The sequence below is a fragment of the Phenylobacterium sp. genome, assembly GCF_036264965.1.
Taxonomy (GTDB): Bacteria; Pseudomonadota; Alphaproteobacteria; order Caulobacterales; family Caulobacteraceae; genus Phenylobacterium.
This window is the reverse complement of the sequence record NZ_DATAPY010000110.1, coordinates 20408-38009: the sequence shown is the minus strand read 5'-3', so window position 1 is coordinate 38009 and position 17602 is coordinate 20408. Positions and strand designations below refer to the sequence as shown.

The window sequence follows — 17602 nt, the reverse complement described above, 5'->3', positions numbered from 1 at the left end:
TTTGCGTGGGCGGTGGCATGGGTGTCGCAATGTGCGTCGAAAAAGTTTGATCTGAGTTTGGGAAAGACGAGCGCCGGAGCAACCGGCGCCGTTCAAATGGGAGACGACGTAACATGGCCAGGGTAGCGCTGGTCACGGGTGGCACCCGTGGCATTGGACGGGCGATCGTCGAGCGGCTGACCGCCGACGGCATCAAGGTCGCCGCGGGCTACTCCGGCAACGACGCCGCCGCCGAAGCGCTGAAGCGCGAGACCGGCGCCATGGTGATCAAGGGCAATGTCGGCAACTGGGCAGACTGCCAGCATGCCGCGCGGGCCGTTGAGGCCGAGCTCGGGCCGATCGACATCCTGGTCAACAACGCCGGGATCACCCGCGACGGGGTCTTCCACCGGATGAACTCCGAGCAGTGGAGCGAGGTCATTCGCGTGAACATGGACTCGCTCTTCAACATGACCCGCCAGGTGATCGAGGGCATGCGCGAGCGCGAATGGGGCCGGATAATCAACATCTCCTCGATCAACGGCCAGAAGGGCCAGATCGGCCAGACCAACTATTCCGCCGCCAAGGCCGGCATGATCGGGTTCTCCAAGGCGCTGGCGCTTGAGAATGCCAAGAAGGGCGTCACCGTGAACGTCATCGCCCCTGGTTATATCGACACCGAGATGGTGCAGACGGTGCCGGAGAAGGTGCTAGAAGCCATCATCGGCCAGATTCCGGTGGGCCGGCTGGGCCGCGGCGATGAGATCGCCGACATGGTCGCCTTCCTGGCCGGCGAGCGGGCCGGATATGTGACCGGAACGACACTATCGCTCAACGGCGGACAGTACCTGGTCGGCTAAGGCGACGCTGTCCGGTGAAGGCCCCGGCCCGGTCCAAAAAGCGCCACACGCCCTCGGCATCCCCTTGGGTGTCATGACGGGCGAGCCACTGGCTTTTTCTAGGACGAAGGCGGCGGCGGTTCTCGCAGTCGGGCTCTGCGCATGGCTGAGCCTGGCTTCGCCCGCGGCTGCCGGGCCCCTGGGCAGCCTGTTCGGCCGCCATCCCAGCGACGGGCGCGATATCGCCGCGCCGCCGGTCGCCCGCTACATCACCGAGGACGGCGATGTCTTCACCTTCGACCGCACCCAGCCGAAGGCGCTTCTGAAGTTCGACGGCAGCTTCGAGGTCTGGGCCCTGCAGCCGCAGCCGGCGCCACGTGGCGACATCATCTACAAAAACGACCTAGGCGAGCCGGTGCTGCGGGCCACGCGTCTGGGCGGGGTGACCATCTTCACCGATCAGCGCCCGGCCGGCGCCGCTGCGGCGCTCGCCGGCATCGCCTCACCCCTCAAGCTCGCGATCATGGGCCCGCAGGTCCTGCTGGAGCGGCTGGCCCAGGCCAGCGCGCGGGCCAGCCACGCCGCCCGCCGGCTGATCCAGTTCGACGCCGGTCGGCCCGGCCAGGAGGCGACGCCCATATCGGCTCCCCTGATGGCCGACGCGGCCATGGTCACCAGCGAGGCGGTGGTGCGGATGTCCAAGCGCTCCGACGCCCGCAAGCTTCTGGATCACATCCTCAAGGTGCAGTTGGTGGAGGGCCCTCGCGCATCGGTCCAGCTCGACGGCTCCGGCGTTCTGGAGGTCACCGTCGCCCCGCCGCAAGGCCTGGCCGGGCGCCCCTCATCGGACCGCATTGTCCAGGTGGCCCAGAGCTTCCACTAGGAGCGGCGGTCAGCCCTTGAACACGTCCTTCGCGGCGCGGACGGCGCCGAAGGCTTCGTAGTCCGGCTTTCCGGCGGCGCCGACGCGGCCGGCCAGAACCGGCGCGCGCAGGAAGGGGTTGGTGGCCTTTTCCAGGGCGATCGTGGTGGGCACGGTGGCCTCGCCCCGCTGGCGGGCCGCGAACACCTGCTCGGCGCGGGCTTTCAGGGCGGGATCGTCGTCCACCGACAGGGCGAAGCGGGCGTTGGAGGCGGTGTATTCGTGGGCGCAGTAGACGCTGGTGTCGTCCGGCAGGGCGGCCAGCCGCTGGAGGCTGGTCCACATCTGCTCCGGCGTGCCTTCGAACAGCCGCCCGCATCCGAGCGCGAACAGGGTGTCGCCGACGAAGGCGATGTGATCGGCGGCGTCGAAGTAGGCGATGTGGCCCAGCGTGTGGCCGCCGCTCTCGATCACCTGGAATTGGGTCTCGCCCAGCATCACAGTGTCGCCGCCCTTCACCTCGCGGTCGAGGGCCGAGATGCGGGTGACCTCGGCAGGGCCAACGATGGTCGCGCCGGTGGCGGCCACGATCTGCGCGTTGCCGCCCGCATGGTCGGGGTGCCAGTGGGTGTTGAGGATCAGGTCGAGCTTCCAGCCCAGCTTGTCGAGCTCGCGCAGGATGGCGTCGGCGTCCGGCGTGTCGATGCAGGCGGCGAGGCCGGTGGCCGCGTCGCGGGCCAGGAAGCCGTAGTTGTCCTCGAGACAGGGGAACTGGTGGACGGTGAGCGGCATGGGAGGCCTCCTGCCTGACGCGGATGTATCGCAGGCCATGCGATTTAGGTTGGCGAGAGCCCTTAGTCGAGCATAGCCATGGACGATGCGCCGCGACGTCCTGGATCTTCGCCAGTTCTATGCCTCCGACCTGGGGCGCGCCGCGCGCGCCATGGTGGGGCGCAAGGTGATCGAGGCCTGGGGCGACGCGCGCGGCCTGGACGTGCTGGCGCTGGGCTATGCGACGCCCTTCGTGGCCCCGGCCCGCCACGCCGCGCGCCGGGTGATCGGGGCCATGCCCGCTCAGCAGGGCGTGGAGATCTGGCCGGGCGGCGAGGCCAATCTGACGACCTTGGTGGGCGAGGACGCCCTGCCGTTCCCCAACGCCCTCTTCGACCGCATCCTGATGGTCCACGGCATCGAGGAGAGCCCCGATCCGCTGGCCCTGCTGCGCGAGGTCTGGCGGGTGCTGGCCCCGTCCGGAAAGGTCGTCGTCGCGGTGGCGGCGCGCAACGGCCTGTGGGCCAATTCCGAGAAGACGCCCTTCGGTCACGGCCGGCCCTACACCCGCGGCCAGCTGGCCGAGCTGCTGCGCGAGGCGGAACTGGAGCCCTCGGGCTGGACGCGGGCGCTCTATGTGCCGCCGCTGAACTGGATGGCCGGCTGGGCGGAGGGTTTCGAGCAGACTGGTTCGCGCCTGTGGCCGGGTTTTGCGGGCCTGCTCCTGATGGAGGCGGTGAAACAGACCTTCGCGGTGAAGCCCAAGGGCCATGCGCAGCGCGTGCGCCGGGTGAGCCCCTTGCTGTCCCCCGCGCCGGGCGCCGCGCCGGTGGGGCGGACCTCGGCCGCGAAGGCGCCCATTTCGCGGGCGCCGGGGATCGAGCGCATGCTCAAGCCCTTGGAGCGACGCGGGGAAGGCCTTAGCGTCGGCCTTCGAACGAACCGAAAGGCGGCGCCATGAAGATGATCGTCGCGGTCATCAAGCCGAGCCGGCTTGACGCCGTACTGGACGCGGTCACCGAGGCGGGCGCCTCGGGCCTGACTGTCACCGAAGTGCGCGGCTATGGCCGCCAGCGCGGCAAGACCGAGGTCTACCGCGGGGCGGAGTATGAGGTGAAGCTCCTACCCAAGGTGAAGCTGGAGATCGCCGTGCCGGACGACATCTGCGACGCTGTTGTCGAGGCCGTCTCGCGCACCGCCAACACCGGCAAGATCGGCGACGGCAAGGTCTTCGTCATGGACCTGGAGCAGGCCTTGCGCATCCGCACCGGCGACCGCGACGCCGCCGCCATCGCCGGCTAGCAACGGCCTCACGGCCGAGCGCGCTGTTGGCGGACTCGGCCGGCTCCTCTAGCAAGGCCCGATGAACGCCGCGGACGGGTCCAAGGACCCGGCAAGTCGATATGTCTTCCTGGACTACCTGCGCGCGGTGGCCGCCTGGCTCGTGGTCTGGGACCACATGGCCAATCTCGTCCCGGAGCGGATGGGCCAGGCTTTCGCGCCGGCCCAGTGGGTGCGCCACAACATCACCGGTCCATTGGGGATCATCCAGGACTTCGGTTGGTTCGGCGTCGTCGTCTTCTTCCTGATCAGCGGCTTCATCATCAGCGACCGCGCCGCGGTCGAAAGCCCCTACCGCTTCGTAGTGCGCCGCCTGCTGCGCATCTATCCGATGATGGCGGTGGCCGTGGCGCTCTCGATCGCGCTCGGCATCCCGACCGGTCCCCTGAGCGTCTCGGCGATCCTGCTGAACCTCAGCCTGATCAACTACGTCGTGGTCCCGCAGGTGGTGCTGGTGGGCGTCGCCTGGACCCTGATCATCGAGATGACGTTCTACGCCATCACCGCCCTGACCCAGTTCCTGCGGCGCTCGCCGCATCGGATCGCCATCAACCTGGCCTTCTGCACCCTGGTGATCTACCAGCGTGGCGCTTTCGGGCCGGACTTCGGCCTCTTCGCGACGGTGGTGAGCTACCTGCCGATCCTGGTGATGGGGCAGGTCGTCTATTGGTGGCTGGAGGCCAAGCGCCTCTCCTGGCCGTGGGGCTTCGCCTATCTGGGCGCGGCGTGGGGCGTCTTCCTGCTCGGCGTCCGCGCGATCCACCCAGAGTTCGCGCCGGCGGCCAACTCCTATGCGATCTCCGTGGCCTACGCCCTGCTGCTCTTCATCGCCCTGCTGAACGTCCGGCCGCCGGAATGGCGGGTGATCCGCTTCCTGTCGGACACCAGCTATTCGGTGTATCTGCTGCACGGCCTGGTGGGCGAGCAGCTGCTCATCCTGCTGATCCGCCACCACATGCCCGCGAGCTTGGCGATCGCCGTGGCGGCCGCGGTGTCGCTGGCGGCGTCCTGGGTGACCTTCCGGTTCGTCGAGCGGCCCACGCAGCGCCTGGCGCGGGCGCTGACCCGCAATCGCTGACCTCTCTTCCCTCCCTTAATGGGGAGGAGAGTGATCAGCGCCGCCGCCGCCGCGGCGCTGCGCCCTCTGGCTTCGGCAGTTCCACCTCGCCGAAGAGGTTTTGCGGCGTGGCTTCCGGACGGTCCTCGGCGCGGCGGCTCAGCAGGAAGAGGGCGGTCTCCGAGCGCCAGTTTTCCAACGGGCCGTTGGGATCGATCGGCCGCGCCGGCTTGCCACCCGAGAGCGCCGCGCAGGCGTCGACCCGCAGGTCCAGCTCGCGGCAGAGGTCGGTGAAGTCGCGCAGCGTGCAGAGGTGGATGTTTGGCGTCGACCACCAGGGATCGGGCAGGGCGCGGGTCTCGGGCATCCGGCCGCGCGCCATCAGCGACATCCGCATCCGCCAGTGGCCGAAGTTCGGCACCGAGACTATGGCCTGGTCGGCGATGCGCAGCAGTTCGGAAAGCACGTGCCGCGGCTCGCGCATCTGCTGCAGGGTCTTGGACAGGATGGCGTAGTCGAAGGCCCGGGTCGGGAAATGATCGAGGTCGCGGTCGCCGTCGCCCTGCACCACCGCCAGGCCCTTGGCCAGGCAGGCGGAGACGCCGGCCGGGCTGATCTCCAGCCCCTGGCCGTCGACGCGCTTCTCGCGGGTCAGCAGGTCGAGAAGTTCGCCGTCCTCGCAGCCCACATCCAGCACCCGCGCGCCGGGCCGCACGAGCCGCAGGATCTCGGCGAAGTCCTCGCGAAAGATGCTCACCTACAGGCCCCGCGCCTGGGCGGTGGAGGCAAAGAAGCCGCGTAGGGTGCGGTCGAGCTGCGGCTCGTCGAGGAAGAAGGCGTCGTGGCCCTTGTCGGTCTCGATCTCGGCGAAGGATGCGCGGCAACCCGCAGCGTTCAGTGCACGGACGATGTCGCGGCTCTCGGCGGTCGGATAGAGCCAGTCCGAGGAGAAGGAGAGTACGCAGAAGCGCACGCCGCGCGCCTTGCGGAACGCCTCGGCCAGCACGCCGCCGTGCTTGGCGGCCAGGTCGAAGTAGTCGAGCGCGCGGGTGATGTAGAGGTAGGAATTGGCGTCGAAGCGGTCGACGAAGCTGGTCCCCTGGTGGCGCAGATAGCTCTCCACCTGGAAATCGGCGTCGAAACCCCAGGAAAGGCCGTCGCGCTGCAGTTCGCGGCCGAACTTCCGCTGCAGAGCCGGTTCGGACAGATAAGTGATGTGCGCGGCCATGCGGGCCACGGCCAGCCCCTTCTCCGGGCGCACGCCCGCCGCTTCATAGGCCCCGCCGCGCCAGTCGGGATCGGCCATGATCGCCTGGCGGCCGACCTCGTGGAAGGCGATGTTCTGGGCGGAGTGGCGCGGCGCCGCGGCGATGCAGACCGCGCTGAACAGCTTCTCCGGGAAATCCGCCGCCCACTGCAGCACCTGCATGCCGCCCATGGAGCCACCGACCACGGCGAGCAGGGTCTCGATGCCCAGCGCCTCGATCAGCATGGCCTGGGCGCGGACCATGTCGGCGATGGTGATCACCGGGAAGGACAGGCCATAGGCGCGGCCGGTCTTAGGGTCCGCGGACGCCGGGCCGGTCGAGCCCATGCACCCGCCGATGACATTGGTGGCGATGATGAAATAGCGCTCGGGGTCGAGCGGCAGGCCCGCGCCGATGACGTTGTCCCACCAGCCGGGCCGGCCAGTCGCCGGGTTCACCGAAGCGGCGTGCTGGTCGCCGGTCAGGGCGTGGCAGACCAGGACGGCGTTGGTCCTGGTCTCGTTGAGCCGACCGTAGGTCTTGTAGGCCACTTCCAGATTGGGCAGCGTCGCGCCGGAGTCCAGGCGCAGCGGCCTGTTGGCCGGGAACCGCCAGGTCCCGCCGCCGCTCTCGATCTCCTGGCCTGGCTCCGCGCCCGCATCCATGGGCGCCTTGGACCGCCAAGCCCTTTCAGTGTCAATGCCAAGTCCTTTCGGCGTCAATCGGGTCTCGGGAGCTGCACAGTCTTCGCAGGGCGCGCGGGCGCAGCTATGAGGGTGACGCGAGGGTGGAGCGTCGATGGACCGGCTGATCCTTTTCCGGCACGGCAAGGCCGAAGCGGAGTCCGCCAGCGGCGAGGACTTCGACCGTCGCCTTGCCTTGCGCGGCGTCGAGGAGTCCACGCAGATGGGCGCCCAGCTGGCCGATATGGGCTTTTCGCCGGACGTGGTGCTGGTTTCGACGGCGGCGCGCACGCGCGAGACCTGGGCTGCGGCCGAGCCGCATTTCACCAAGGCCCGCGCCCGCTTCGAGGAGACGCTTTATCACGCCGACTCCGGCTGCGTGCGGCGTGAGGCCGAACGGGCGGGCGCCGGCGCCGGCACGGTGATGGTGGTGGGCCACAATCCGGGTCTGCAGGAGCTGGCCGTCCAGCTTTTGATGGAGGGCTCGGCGCCGGCGTCGCTGATCGCCCGCGCCGCCCGCCAGTTCCCGACCGCGGCGGCGGCGGTGTTCCTGTTCGACGACAATGGCCGCCCGGCCTTCGACGGCCTGTTCTTCCCCGAGCGTGGCCCTGGTCGAAGCGATTTGGGACGGGACGATTGAGCCGCATCTACAAGATCCTGCCCCGGACCGATTGGATGGCGGCTCACGAGGCCGGACGCTATGAGGGCTCGCCGCTCGACCTGAGCGATGGCTTCATCCACTTCTCGACCGCGGCCCAGGCGCAGGAGACGGCGCGGCGGCACTTCGCCGGCCAGGCCGACCTGGTGGTGCTGGAGGTCGAGGCCGACGACCTGGGCGCTGCGCTGCGCTGGGAGCCCTCGCGTGGCGGCGATCTCTTTCCGCACCTCTACGGTCCGCTGGCCGCCGGGCAGGTGCGCTACGTCACCGAGGCGCCGCTGGACGCCGACGGCGTCCCGGTTCTCGGCCCGCTGTCGTGAGCCTGCATGGCGCGGCGACCTGGGCGCTCCGGGGCCTGGACCCGGAGGACGCGCATGGCTGGGCGATCCGCGGACTGAAGCTGGGGCTGGGGCCGGTCGGCGGCCGCGACGACCCGATCCTGGCGACGACGCTGGCCGGCCTGGCCTTGCCCAATCCGGTCGGCCTGGCGCCCGGCTTCGACAAGGACGCCGAGGTGTTCGGCCCCATGCTGCGCGCCGGCTTTGGCTTCGTGGAGTGCGGGACGGTGACGCCGCTGCCGCAGGCCGGCAATCCGCGCCCGCGGCTGTTCCGCCTCAGCGAAGACCGCGCGGTGATCAACCGCATGGGTTTCAACAACAGGGGCCTGGAGGCCTTTGCCGGCCGGCTGGCGCGGCGCGGGAGCGGCGTCGTCGGCGCCAATATCGGGGCCAACAAGGACTCCGAGGACCGGATCGGCGACTATGTGACCGGACTGACCCGGCTCTGGGGCCTGGCCAGCTATTTCACGATCAACATCTCCTCGCCCAACACGCCGGGTCTGCGGGCGCTGCAGACCAAGGCGGCGTTGGAGGAACTTCTGGGGCGGCTCGCCGAGGCCGCGGCAGGCCTGCCGCCCGCCGGCAAGGTTCCGATGTTCCTGAAAGTGGCGCCGGACCTGGAAGACGGCGAGGTCGAGACGATCGTGGAGACCTGCGTGGCCCAGGGCCTGAGCGGGATCATGGTTTCCAACACCACGGTCTCGCGGCCGGCGCTCAGGTCGCGATTCGCCGGAGAGACGGGCGGCCTGTCCGGCGCGCCCCTGACGGCGCTGTCGACGCAGGTGCTGAGGGCCTTCGCGCAAGCCAACGCGGGACGACTGGCCCTGGTGGGCGTTGGCGGCGTCGCCTCAGGCGCGGACGCCTATGCCAAAATCCGGGCTGGCGCGAGTGCTGTGCAGCTCTATTCCGCCCTGGTGTTCGAGGGCCCCGGCCTGGTCGCCCGGATCAAGCGCGAACTGGCTGCACGCCTGCGCGCCGACGGCTTTGCTTCGGTCAGCGCGGCCGTGGGCGCAAACTAGGCTCGCGAAGGCCCAAGGCTTGCAGGGGTCTAAGGCTTCGTTGCCGAAGTGGCCGCGCTGGATTAACTCGGAAGGATCATGGCGGACGCCGTCCCCACGCCACCACAGGAAGAGACCAGGCCTGGGAGGCCCCGCTTCTTCTGGCCGGGCGGCCTTTCCGCGCGCCTGCTCACCCTGACGATCCTGTTCGTGGCCTTTGGCGGGCTGTTGTCCCTGCCGCCGGCGTTGGCGTCCTTCGAGCAGCAATGGCTGCTGGACCGGGTGCGCGCCGCCGAACTGGCGTCGCTGGCGCCCGAGGTCGCGCCGGACCGCAAGGTCTCCGATTCGCTGAAGACCGAGCTGCTGAAGGGCGCGGGCGTGGAGATCGTGGCCATCTCCAACGACAAGATCCGCTCCCTGGTGTTCGCCGGGCCGCGGACCGAGATATCGCCCTATCTGGTGGACCTGCGCGGCAATGTCGGTCTCGACCTGCTGGCGCCCTTCCGCACCCTGTTCAGCGCCCCTGCGGCGCGGTTACGGGTGATCGCCGCGCCGCGCTTCCGCAACGACCTGAACGCCCGCACCGACTTCGTAGAGTTCGTGGCGCCCGACGCGGAGTTGAAGAAGGCGCTGGTGGGCTATCTCTGGCGGGTCGTGCTGGTCATCGCCTTCGTCTCGGCGATCGCGGGCCTGCTGGTCTATCTGACCCTGAACCTGTTCCTGGTGCGGCCTATCCAGCGGATCACCTACGCCATGGAGCGGTTCCGCGCCGATCCGGAGGACGCCGAGGCGCGCATCCAGCTTTCCGGCCGCCGTGATGAGGTGGGCCGCGCTGAGGTCGAGCTGGACCTCATGCAGGCCGATCTGCGCGCCGCGCTCAACTCCCGCGCCCGGCTGGCGGCGCTCGGCGAGGCCGTGGCCAAGATCAACCACGACCTGAAGAACATGCTGACCAGCGCCCAGATCGCCTCGGAGCGGCTGGCGGCGCTGAAGGACCCCAAGGTCAGCCAGGCCCTGCCGCGTCTGGAGCGCGCGCTGGACCGGGCGGTGAAGCTGGCGTCCGGTGTGCTCGCCTACGGCAAGACCCAAGAGGCCGCGCCGGAGCCCAAGGCCGTGCCGTTCACCGCGGCCGTGCAGGCGGCGGCCGAGGAGGCGCGGTTGGCCGAGCACCGTGTGGCGCTGTCCTGCAAGATCGCGGTGGCCGAGCAGGTGATCGCCGACCCCGACCAGTTGCACCGCATCCTGGCCAACCTGCTGCGCAACGCCCAGCAGGCCATGGAGCACCAGGAGGGCCGCACCAAGCCGGGGCGGATCTGGGTGACCCTGACCCGCAGCCGCGATGCGAGCTTCATCCGGGTGGCCGACAATGGCCCCGGCCTGCCGGAGCGGGCGCGCGAGCGGCTGTTCCAACCCTTCGCCGGATCAGGCCGTCCGGACGGCGCCGGCCTTGGCCTGGCGATCGCCCGCGAGCTCGCCCAGGCGCACGGTGGAGATCTCAGCCTGGTGGAGACCGGCCCCGGCGGCTCGACCTTCGAGCTCCGGCTGCCCGGCGCGCCGGCGCCCGCGCCGCCCAAGCGGCGGCCCGCGGCTCAGGTGGCGTCGAAGTAGGCGCGCGCGACCTTCTTCGGTACGATCTGGGTCCAGGCCTCGCGGACCAGATCGGCCAGTTCGTCGGCCTCGAGCTGCTCGATATCCACGAAGCTCCAGCGCAGGGCGCCGGCGATCATCGGCCGGAAGACGTCGGGGCGGGCTTCGAACAGCAGCTCCTGATGCGCCGACGACAGCTTCATGATGATCTGGCCGCGCGACTGGCAGACGAAGCCCTTGGACCCGACCTGGAACCAGGGCTCGCCGCGGTACTCGACCTCACTGGCCCCCGGCAGGGCCAGGGCTGCGGCGCGTATGTCGTCGAGGCTCGCCAGGGTCAGTCGCTCTCTCTGCTAGTAGCCTCGGGCCACGCCCTCGCGCCGGGGATCGGCGCCGCCGCGCAGGCCATTGGGCGTCACCTGGATCGCCTGTTCGCCGGAACCCTCGCCGAACCCGCCGCCGCGCAGCGCCACGCCCTTGGCGGCCAGCGCAGCCACCACGCCCGGCGGGAATTTCGCGGGCTCTGAGGCGTAGATCGTGTCGAAGGCGATCAGGTTGGGCAGGGCCACCGCTTCCTGCGGCGGGAGCTTCCAGTCCAGGAGCCCCACCAGGACCTTGAGGTTGAAGGCGATGATCGAGGGGCCGCCCGGGGAGCCGGCGCCGGCGACGAACCGGCCCTGCCTATCCAGCACGATGGCCGGCGCCATGGACGAGCGCGGCCGCTTGCCGCCGGCGGGCGCGTTGGCGGCCGGGGCGCCGTCGTGATCCTTGGCGGTGAAGGAGAAGTCGGTCAGCTGGTTGTTGAGAAAGAAGCCGCCGACCATCTTGCCGTCGCCGAAGATGCTCTCGACCGTCGTGGTCATGGAGACCGCGTTGCCGTCCTTGTCGACGATGACCAGGTGGGTGGTGCCGCCGGGCTCCTGGGTGCGGTCCGGCGCGCGGGGCCCGGCGCCCTTGGGATTGCCGGGGCTGGGCGGCGGCCCGGCGGTGGTCGGGTTGATTAGCTTGGCGCGCGCGTCGAGGTAGTCGCCCGCCAGCAGGCCCTCCATCGGCACCGAGACGAAGTCCGGGTCGCCGTAGTAGCGGTCGCGGTCGGCGTACATCAGCCGGCTCGCCTGGCTGAACAGGTACCAGCCCTGCACGTCATTGGGGTGCTTGTCGATGTCGGTGCGCTGCAGGATGCCGAGCCCTTCCAGCACGGCGGGGCCGCCGGACGGCGCCGGCGGCATGCAGACGGTGTATTCGCGGTAGGGGCGGCAGACCGCGGGCGTGGCCTTCGGCCTGTAGGTCGCCAGGTCTTTCAGCGTCATGGCGCTGGGGTAGGGCCCCTCATGCAGCTTGGCGACGATCTGTTCGGCGATCGGGCCTTCCAGGATGGCCTTGGGGCCTTCCGCTGCGAGCCGTTTCAGGGTGGCGGCGTAGGCGGGGTTCTTCATGACCTCGCCGGCCTGGACCTTGGTCCCGTCGGGCATGGTGAAATAGGCGACCGCGTCCGGCTGTTTGGCCTGGGGCGCGTTGGAGGATGCCGCCGCGGCCATTCGGGCGGGCACGTGGAAGCCGTCGGCGGCCAGGTGCTCGGCGTCGCCGAACAGGTCCTTCCAGGCGAGCTTGCCGTGCTGGCTCTGCGCCAGGTGCAGCATGGCGATGGCCCCGGGCACGCCGGCCGAGCGGCCGCCGACGATCGCCTGGCCCTTGGGCATCGGCTTGCCGTCCGGACCGTAGAACAGTTCCGCCGTCGCCCCCGCCGGCGCGGTCTCGCGGCCGTTGTAGGCGGTCACCTGACGGGTCTTGGCGTCGTAGTAGGTCATGAACGAGCCGCCGCCGAGGCCGGAGCTCTGCGGTTCCTCCAGCCCCAGCACGGCCTGGACGGCCACCGCGGCGTCCACCGCCGAGCCGCCGGCCTTGAGCACCTTCAGGCCCGCGTCCACCGCGTCCGGCTCTGCGGCGGCGACCATGGCCGTTGGGCCCTTTTCCGGCGCGGCCGGCGCCTGCGCTGCGGTGGCCGAGGCGGCGATGAGGGTGGCGAGGCCGAGGGACAGGAAACGCTTGGCGTAGGTCACGTGTCGTAGAGCTCCGGAACTGCAGATGAAGCCGCACCATAGCGGGCGGCCGCGCGTGGACAACAAACCTCAAGCCGTGCGAGGTCGCCGTCCGAGGAGCCTTCGCACGCGCGCCCGGGCGCCCGCAACCTGATCACCGACGGACAGCAGAGAGAACCATGGTCGATCTCACCCTGACCAACCTCAGCGCGGCCCAGCTCGCCGCGCTTGGCGACGCGGCGTTCAAGTTCGGCGACATGGGGCTGGCGCAGGGCTTCTACCGCAAGCTGGTGGGCGCGCAGCCGCGTTCTCCGTCCGCCCAGGCGCGCCTGGGTCTGACGCTGCGGCCCACCTCGCGCAGCCGGGTGATGCTGGATGTGCTCACGACTCTGGAGAATATCCCCAACGCCAATCCCTTCGTCGGCGACGGGATCGCCACTTGGCTGAAGCAGCCGGCCTTCCTGCACGATCCGAAGTTCATGGCGCTGGCGGCCAAGGACCTGGATATCGCCCCGGCCGGCGTCAGCAACTGGCAGTGGAACCTGCAGACCGTCCTGTGGGCGGCTCAGCAGGCGCGCCACCTGGACGGCGACTTCGTCGAGCTCGGCGTGTTCCGCGGCCATACGACCATGTTCCTGGCCGAGTATCTGGAGTTCGCGAGCTGGGACCGGAAATGGTGGCTGTACGACACCTTCGAGGGCATCCCTGCCGACCAGGTCGACCCGGGTTGGGAGCAGGTGAACAAGAACGCCTACAACCCGGCGACCTTCACCTTCGAAGAGGTCCGACAGCGTTTCGAACCCTTCCCGAACATCGTCGTCACCCAGGGCCGAGTGCCGGAGATCTTCGCCGAGGTCTGCCCGGAGCGGATCAGCTTCATGCACATCGATCTGAACAGCGCCACGGCGGAGGTGGGCGCGCTCGACGCCCTCTACGAGCGCATCGCTCCCGGCGGGATCATCGTCTTCGACGACTTCGGCTGGCAGGCGGCGCACGCCCAGTTCCGGGCGGAGCTGGAATGGTTCGGCTCACGCGGTCTGGCGATCCTTCCCCTCGCCACCGGCCAGGGCCTGTTCGTCAAACCGCACCCGCGGGCCTAGACGGGGAGGCAAAGCTCCGCCGCCGCCCGCAGCGCCCCGTGGTTCAGCCGATTCACCAGGTTCTTCCCTGGCTGAAAGTGCGCGACCGCGTGTCCGAAGCCGGGCGGGCTGGGATGCAGCGTGACCAGCGGATTGGCCGCCAGGGCTTCGCGCTCTTCCGCAAGGGTGAAGGAGGGCCAGATGACCTCGCGGTCATCCGGCGGTTCGCCGAGCAGGACCGATCCGCAAACCACGTCGGTTGGCTGGGTGACGCAGTCCAACAGGTGACGGTAGTCGCGGTTTTCCAGGCGGTCCGGGGTGATGCCGAAGAAGTCCCACAGGAACTGGGCCTTCCCGGCGTCTTTCGGATGCCTCTCCAGTTCGCCGCGGGCGTAGTCGATGAACGGCCACAGGCGCTCGGTCTGGAAAAAGGGCTCGACGCAGACCCTGCGGCAGATGTTGGGATTGGTCAGGCCCAGCGCCAGGAGATTGCCCGTCGAGGCGCTGAACACCACCAGCGGCAGGTCGCGGAACAGCAGGCTTACGGCTTCCTGCAGCCCGATCGTCAGATCGGCGGCCGATCGGCCTGACCAGGGGGTCTTTCCCATTCCGGGCACGTGGACCATCAGCACATTGGCGCCCGGGAAAGCATCCGGCAGGTCGTGCAGATAGTCCTTCTGAGGGAACGAGCCGTTGACGGCCAGCAGCGACGGCCGCCGGCGGTCAGTGTGCAGTCTGCCGATGAAGCCGAAGGGGCCGGCCGAGGTCTGGACGAAGACGTGTTCCACGGCGGCGCAGGCGATCCGGACAAGGGCGCCGGTCCGCGGCGACACAGCGTGGGTAGCATCCTGGCGCCGCCGCCGACAATCCCGCCGCGCCCTGGCGGCGCCTCTCGGCCCGAATAGGCAGGCTTTACCTGCGCTGCGCCCCTGATAGCCTTGTTCTCCGAGTTGTCGAAGGGGAGGCTGGGATGCGGACGGGTCATCGGATTCTGTTGCTGACGGGCGCCGCAGTGGCGGCGAGCGCGGCGGTCGCACAGCCGCAGCAGAAGGTCACCGGCCCGGTGGCGGTCTATTGGATGAGCGCCGCGACCCAGAGCGGCTTCGGCATGCCGGGCGGCGGCGGCGGGCGGCCGTCCATGAGCCAGGTCATGCAGATGATGAACGGCGGCGGCGGGGCGCAGCACAGCCTGGTCCTGCAGCTGGGCTCTTCGGAGCACCCGTCGGGTCCGCCGAGCGCCGAGCACCTGCCGCCGGCCGGCCTCGGTGCCGGCGCCACCCTGCCTCTTGTCAGCCCCGAGGCGCCGCCGCTGGCCGCCCGCGAAGAGGCGCCGGAGAGGCCGCAAATCCCGCCGGAGTACCAGAAGCCCAAGGGCCGGATGCTGATCTTCTGGGGCTGCGGCGACCACGCCAGGCCCGGCCAGCCGGTGGTCCTCGACTTCGCAGAGATGAGCGCCGGCAAGATCCCGCCCGGCATGGCGATGCTCGGCAAGGGTCTTGACATCCGCCGCATGCAGCCGCCATCGGCCAGCCGCTACGCCTCCTACGGCGATTGGCCCAACGCCAAGTCGCGCAGCACGGTGCCCGGCACGGGCTCGCTGGTCGGCCAGCACATGATCCACGGCGACTACAGCCCGGAGATCAAGTTCAGCCTCGACCAGAACCAGGATTTCCTGGGGCCGCTCATACTGACTACCAACACCAAGACCCCCGGCGGGCCGGCCCAGCTCGGCTGGGCGCCGGTGTCGGGCGCCCAGGCCTATGCCGCGACGGTGATCGGCGCGGGCGGCGGCCGTGGCGGCGGCGACACGACGGTCGTGCTATGGAGTTCGTCCGAGGTCGAGGCCGCAGCCTTCGCCCTGCCGGACTATATCTCGCCGGGCGACCTGGCCCGGGGCGTCGAGAGCCACACCCTGATGGGGTCGCAGACCACCAGCTGCCAGGTGCCCAAGGAGGTGGTGGACGCTGCGCCGCAGGGCTTCCTTCAGATGGTCGCCTATGGGCGCGAGGCGAACTTCGTCTATCCGCCGCGGCCCACCGACCCGAAGATCGCCTGGAACCGCCAATGGGAGGTCAAGGTCCGCTACCGCTCGGCCACCGGCGGACTGCTCGGCATGACCATGCCCGCGACGGGCGGCGGCCGCGGGTCTCAGGGCGCAGCGCCCGGCGGTCCGCAGCCCGGCCAGGACCAGCCGCCGCCGGACCCCGCGGCCGCGCGCCGCCGCGCGATCCTCAACGGCCTGGGCGGCCTGATCCCGCACTGAGCAAACGGGGGGCGAAATTCTGGCGTTTCCCCGGCTTGCGCTTTGCCAGTTCCGCGACTAGGTTCCGCGCCCTCGCCGTCAGGCGGTGCGCGCCCGTAGCTCAGCTGGATAGAGCATCAGACTACGAATCTGAGGGTCGGACGTTCGAATCGTTCCGGGCGCGCCAATTTCTCCTAGAAAATCAGAGAGTAAGGCGGTCGCCGATCTTGAGCCCGTCCTAGAAATTCGATTAGGACGGGGTTTAGGACGGGATTTTGCCCTGAACGACATGAGAACACCGCCGTCCGTTCGCGGGCTTACGCGCGCCTTCGACGCCATGCGCCTGGGCTGAAAGATCGAATCGGGAACGACAAGCGGACGCGGCGGGCTGGGTTGATCGACCGCTCCTGATTCTCCGCCTATGTGGGAACCTGAGCTCTTAGGCGGGCCGCCAAGGGCAAGGAACGGCCCATGGGGGACATTCGGCCTTTCGGCATAAGCTGCAATTGCTGAGCGTGGACTCCCATCGTCCAAGTTGGGATCGAACTTAGCCGCAAACGCAGCCGCCAGCGCATGACGGGCGCGTTGGATCTCCAGCGCGCGGCGGGAACACCGGGGGGCCGGAATGCGAACAGGACCAACTTCAGCGGCGATCTGGACTCCTCGGCGCGCCGTCGGAGCGATCTTGATCGGAATCTGCACGGTCTTGATGCTTGGGCTCGGCGTGTGGCTGTTCAGGCCAATCTCAACGGCTCCGTTCCGCGCCGCTCGGGGCGGCGCGGCGGCCAACAGCATCGCTGTCGTCGAGCGGTGGCCAATCAACGGGGTTGATCAGTCGGTCGTTATCCGGGGGAGGAACCTGTCCGATCCAGCGCTGATCTGGGTGAGCGACTTGTGGTGCGAGACGCCGATCCTCCGGCATTTCGACGCCGAACTCGAAGAGCACTTCGTCGTCGTCTATTGGTGCCAGCGCTATTCCGGCCAATCCCTGGACCCGTTCGCGACCCCACCGAAAACGCTGAGTCTTGACCAATATGTGGCCGATTTAGGCGTGCTCGTTGAAGGCGTTCGCGCCCGGCTTCACAAGGACAAGGTCGTCCTCATCGGCCATTCTTCCGGCACGGCCCTTGGTCTCGTCTATGCCCAGCGACACCCCGAACACGTCGCTGCCTATGTTGGCGTTGGGCAGATCGTGAACCAGGCGGAGGGGCTCAAACGGTCCTATGGTTTCGCCATGGCCGAGGCGCGAGCGCGCCACAACGACCAAGCGACCGCGGAACTCGAACGCATCGGCCCGCCTCCCTATGCCGACGACCGATCAAGTGCGGTCTTGCGAAAATGGACGATCGCTCTCGGCGGGGCTTTTCATGGGGGCCTCAGCTACTCCAAGCTGGCGCTCGTCGGCATGACCGCGCGCGAAGCGAATTGGCGCGACCTCGCCGCTTTCGTGCGTGGTGACCGGTATACCGCGGCGATGGTTCCCGAAATGAGCACCCTGGCCTTCGATGGTCGTGACCTGAATTTCCAAGTCCCGGTGTACCTGCTCTCAGGCCGCTATGACCACCGGACCGATGGCGCTCTCGCCGAGGCGTTTCTGGACCGCATAACAGCGCCCCAAAAGGGCTTCGCATGGTTCGAGCGGTCCGCCCACAGCCCGCCGCTCGAAGAGCCTGCCGCTTTCAACGCTTGGATCACGGACAACATACGGCCGCTCACAACAGCGCGCTGAGAGTCCGGCGGCGTCCATGGCGGAGAGGCGATGACGGCGCCGAAGGACTAAGGGGGAAAGCCTTGTATGGGGAATTCTCTGTCAAGTTCCCGCGAGCAGACATTCTGAAATTCCGATAAGGGGGGAGAACTGCCACTGGCCTTCCGCCCATCT

General features: G+C 69.1%; 18 protein-coding genes and 1 tRNA gene. 13 read left to right on the top strand and 6 right to left on the bottom strand.

Annotation, left to right across the window (positions count from 1 at the left end; genetic code table 11):
• Positions 1-113: 113 nt before the first annotated feature.
• Positions 114-839 carry an acetoacetyl-CoA reductase gene (gene phbB / locus VHS75_RS14275; protein WP_329639284.1) on the top strand — a complete coding sequence of 242 codons (726 nt, stop codon included), beginning with the start codon at positions 114-116 and terminating at the stop codon, positions 837-839.
• Positions 840-912: 73 nt separating this feature from the next.
• Positions 913-1701, top strand: a complete 789-nt coding sequence (locus VHS75_RS14270; RefSeq protein WP_329639283.1) for a DUF4908 domain-containing protein — start codon at positions 913-915, stop codon at positions 1699-1701.
• Positions 1702-1710: 9 nt separating this feature from the next.
• Here VHS75_RS14270 and gloB read toward each other — a convergent pair whose 3' ends face one another.
• Positions 1711-2472 (bottom strand): hydroxyacylglutathione hydrolase, encoded by a 762-nt coding sequence (gloB, locus tag VHS75_RS14265; RefSeq protein WP_329639282.1) that lies wholly within the window; start codon positions 2470-2472, stop codon positions 1711-1713.
• Between the two features lie 85 nt (positions 2473-2557).
• Here gloB and VHS75_RS14260 point away from each other — a divergent pair, with 85 nt between their 5' ends.
• From VHS75_RS14260 to VHS75_RS14250, 3 genes are all read left to right on the top strand, one after another.
• The gene (locus VHS75_RS14260; protein ID WP_329639281.1) at positions 2558-3412 is read left to right on the top strand and encodes a class I SAM-dependent methyltransferase; all 855 of its coding nucleotides are present in this window, start codon (positions 2558-2560) and stop codon (positions 3410-3412) included.
• Positions 3409-3753, top strand: coding sequence for a P-II family nitrogen regulator (locus VHS75_RS14255; protein WP_329639280.1), 345 nt, complete (start codon positions 3409-3411; stop codon positions 3751-3753). The genes VHS75_RS14260 and VHS75_RS14255 overlap by 4 nt, the downstream gene beginning before the upstream one ends.
• 61 nt (positions 3754-3814) lie before the next feature.
• The gene (locus tag VHS75_RS14250; protein ID WP_329639279.1) at positions 3815-4870 is read left to right on the top strand and encodes an acyltransferase; all 1056 of its coding nucleotides are present in this window, start codon (positions 3815-3817) and stop codon (positions 4868-4870) included.
• A gap of 34 nt (positions 4871-4904) precedes the next feature.
• On the opposite strand, the gene metW is transcribed toward VHS75_RS14250, so the two are convergent.
• On the bottom strand, positions 4905-5606 hold the full coding sequence (gene metW / locus VHS75_RS14245; RefSeq protein WP_329639278.1) for a methionine biosynthesis protein MetW: 702 nt from the start codon (positions 5604-5606) through the stop codon (positions 4905-4907).
• Positions 5607-6761: a homoserine O-acetyltransferase MetX gene (metX, locus tag VHS75_RS14240; protein WP_329639277.1), complete on the bottom strand. Its 1155-nt coding sequence runs from the start codon at positions 6759-6761 to the stop codon at positions 5607-5609. It lies immediately after the preceding gene.
• A 133-nt stretch (positions 6762-6894) separates the two neighbouring features.
• Between metX and VHS75_RS14235 the strand changes: the two genes are divergently transcribed.
• The 4 genes from VHS75_RS14235 to VHS75_RS14220 all read left to right on the top strand — a co-directional run bounded on the left by VHS75_RS14235 (position 6895) and on the right by VHS75_RS14220 (position 10381).
• Positions 6895-7419 (top strand): SixA phosphatase family protein, encoded by a 525-nt coding sequence (locus VHS75_RS14235; protein WP_329639276.1) that lies wholly within the window; start codon positions 6895-6897, stop codon positions 7417-7419.
• On the top strand, positions 7416-7757 hold the full coding sequence (locus VHS75_RS14230) for a DUF952 domain-containing protein (protein WP_329639275.1): 342 nt from the start codon (positions 7416-7418) through the stop codon (positions 7755-7757). Before VHS75_RS14235 ends, VHS75_RS14230 begins: the two co-directional genes overlap by 4 nt.
• Positions 7754-8794 (top strand): quinone-dependent dihydroorotate dehydrogenase, encoded by a 1041-nt coding sequence (locus VHS75_RS14225; protein WP_329639274.1) that lies wholly within the window; start codon positions 7754-7756, stop codon positions 8792-8794. The genes VHS75_RS14230 and VHS75_RS14225 overlap by 4 nt, the downstream gene beginning before the upstream one ends.
• A gap of 78 nt (positions 8795-8872) precedes the next feature.
• The gene (locus VHS75_RS14220; RefSeq protein ID WP_329639273.1) at positions 8873-10381 is read left to right on the top strand and encodes a HAMP domain-containing sensor histidine kinase; all 1509 of its coding nucleotides are present in this window, start codon (positions 8873-8875) and stop codon (positions 10379-10381) included.
• Here the strand turns inward: VHS75_RS14220 and VHS75_RS14215 are convergent.
• Together VHS75_RS14215 and VHS75_RS14210 are read right to left on the bottom strand one after the other, a co-directional pair.
• Positions 10363-10656: an MmcQ/YjbR family DNA-binding protein gene (locus VHS75_RS14215; protein ID WP_329639285.1), complete on the bottom strand. Its 294-nt coding sequence runs from the start codon at positions 10654-10656 to the stop codon at positions 10363-10365. The genes VHS75_RS14220 and VHS75_RS14215 overlap by 19 nt on opposite strands.
• 57 nt (positions 10657-10713) lie before the next feature.
• Positions 10714-12420, bottom strand: a complete 1707-nt coding sequence (locus VHS75_RS14210; protein ID WP_329639272.1) for a gamma-glutamyltransferase family protein — start codon at positions 12418-12420, stop codon at positions 10714-10716.
• Between the two features lie 158 nt (positions 12421-12578).
• Here VHS75_RS14210 and VHS75_RS14205 point away from each other — a divergent pair, with 158 nt between their 5' ends.
• Positions 12579-13499, top strand: a complete 921-nt coding sequence (locus tag VHS75_RS14205; RefSeq protein ID WP_329639271.1) for a TylF/MycF/NovP-related O-methyltransferase — start codon at positions 12579-12581, stop codon at positions 13497-13499.
• On the opposite strand, the gene VHS75_RS14200 is transcribed toward VHS75_RS14205, so the two are convergent.
• The gene (locus VHS75_RS14200) at positions 13496-14311 is read right to left on the bottom strand and encodes a hypothetical protein (RefSeq protein WP_329639270.1); all 816 of its coding nucleotides are present in this window, start codon (positions 14309-14311) and stop codon (positions 13496-13498) included. The genes VHS75_RS14205 and VHS75_RS14200 overlap by 4 nt on opposite strands.
• A gap of 137 nt (positions 14312-14448) precedes the next feature.
• Here VHS75_RS14200 and VHS75_RS14195 point away from each other — a divergent pair, with 137 nt between their 5' ends.
• From VHS75_RS14195 to VHS75_RS14185, 3 genes are all read left to right on the top strand, one after another.
• Positions 14449-15741, top strand: coding sequence for a hypothetical protein (locus VHS75_RS14195; RefSeq protein ID WP_329639269.1), 1293 nt, complete (start codon positions 14449-14451; stop codon positions 15739-15741).
• An 89-nt stretch (positions 15742-15830) separates the two neighbouring features.
• Positions 15831-15907, top strand: a tRNA-Arg gene (locus VHS75_RS14190).
• Positions 15908-16405: 498 nt separating this feature from the next.
• Positions 16406-17449: an alpha/beta hydrolase gene (locus tag VHS75_RS14185; protein WP_329639268.1), complete on the top strand. Its 1044-nt coding sequence runs from the start codon at positions 16406-16408 to the stop codon at positions 17447-17449.
• Positions 17450-17602: the final 153 nt, after the last annotated feature.

Coding starts and splice junctions, on each gene's coding strand:
- phbB (WP_329639284.1), top strand. CDS start 114: ATGGCCAGGGTAGCGCTGGTCACGGGTGGCACCCGTGGCATTGGACGG.
- VHS75_RS14270 (WP_329639283.1), top strand. CDS start 913: ATGACGGGCGAGCCACTGGCTTTTTCTAGGACGAAGGCGGCGGCGGTT.
- gloB (WP_329639282.1), bottom strand. CDS start 2,472: ATGCCGCTCACCGTCCACCAGTTCCCCTGTCTCGAGGACAACTACGGC.
- VHS75_RS14260 (WP_329639281.1), top strand. CDS start 2,558: ATGCGCCGCGACGTCCTGGATCTTCGCCAGTTCTATGCCTCCGACCTG.
- VHS75_RS14255 (WP_329639280.1), top strand. CDS start 3,409: ATGAAGATGATCGTCGCGGTCATCAAGCCGAGCCGGCTTGACGCCGTA.
- VHS75_RS14250 (WP_329639279.1), top strand. CDS start 3,815: ATGAACGCCGCGGACGGGTCCAAGGACCCGGCAAGTCGATATGTCTTC.
- metX (WP_329639277.1), bottom strand. CDS start 6,761: ATGGATGCGGGCGCGGAGCCAGGCCAGGAGATCGAGAGCGGCGGCGGG.
- VHS75_RS14235 (WP_329639276.1), top strand. CDS start 6,895: ATGGACCGGCTGATCCTTTTCCGGCACGGCAAGGCCGAAGCGGAGTCC.
- VHS75_RS14220 (WP_329639273.1), top strand. CDS start 8,873: ATGGCGGACGCCGTCCCCACGCCACCACAGGAAGAGACCAGGCCTGGG.
- VHS75_RS14205 (WP_329639271.1), top strand. CDS start 12,579: ATGGTCGATCTCACCCTGACCAACCTCAGCGCGGCCCAGCTCGCCGCG.
- VHS75_RS14195 (WP_329639269.1), top strand. CDS start 14,449: ATGCGGACGGGTCATCGGATTCTGTTGCTGACGGGCGCCGCAGTGGCG.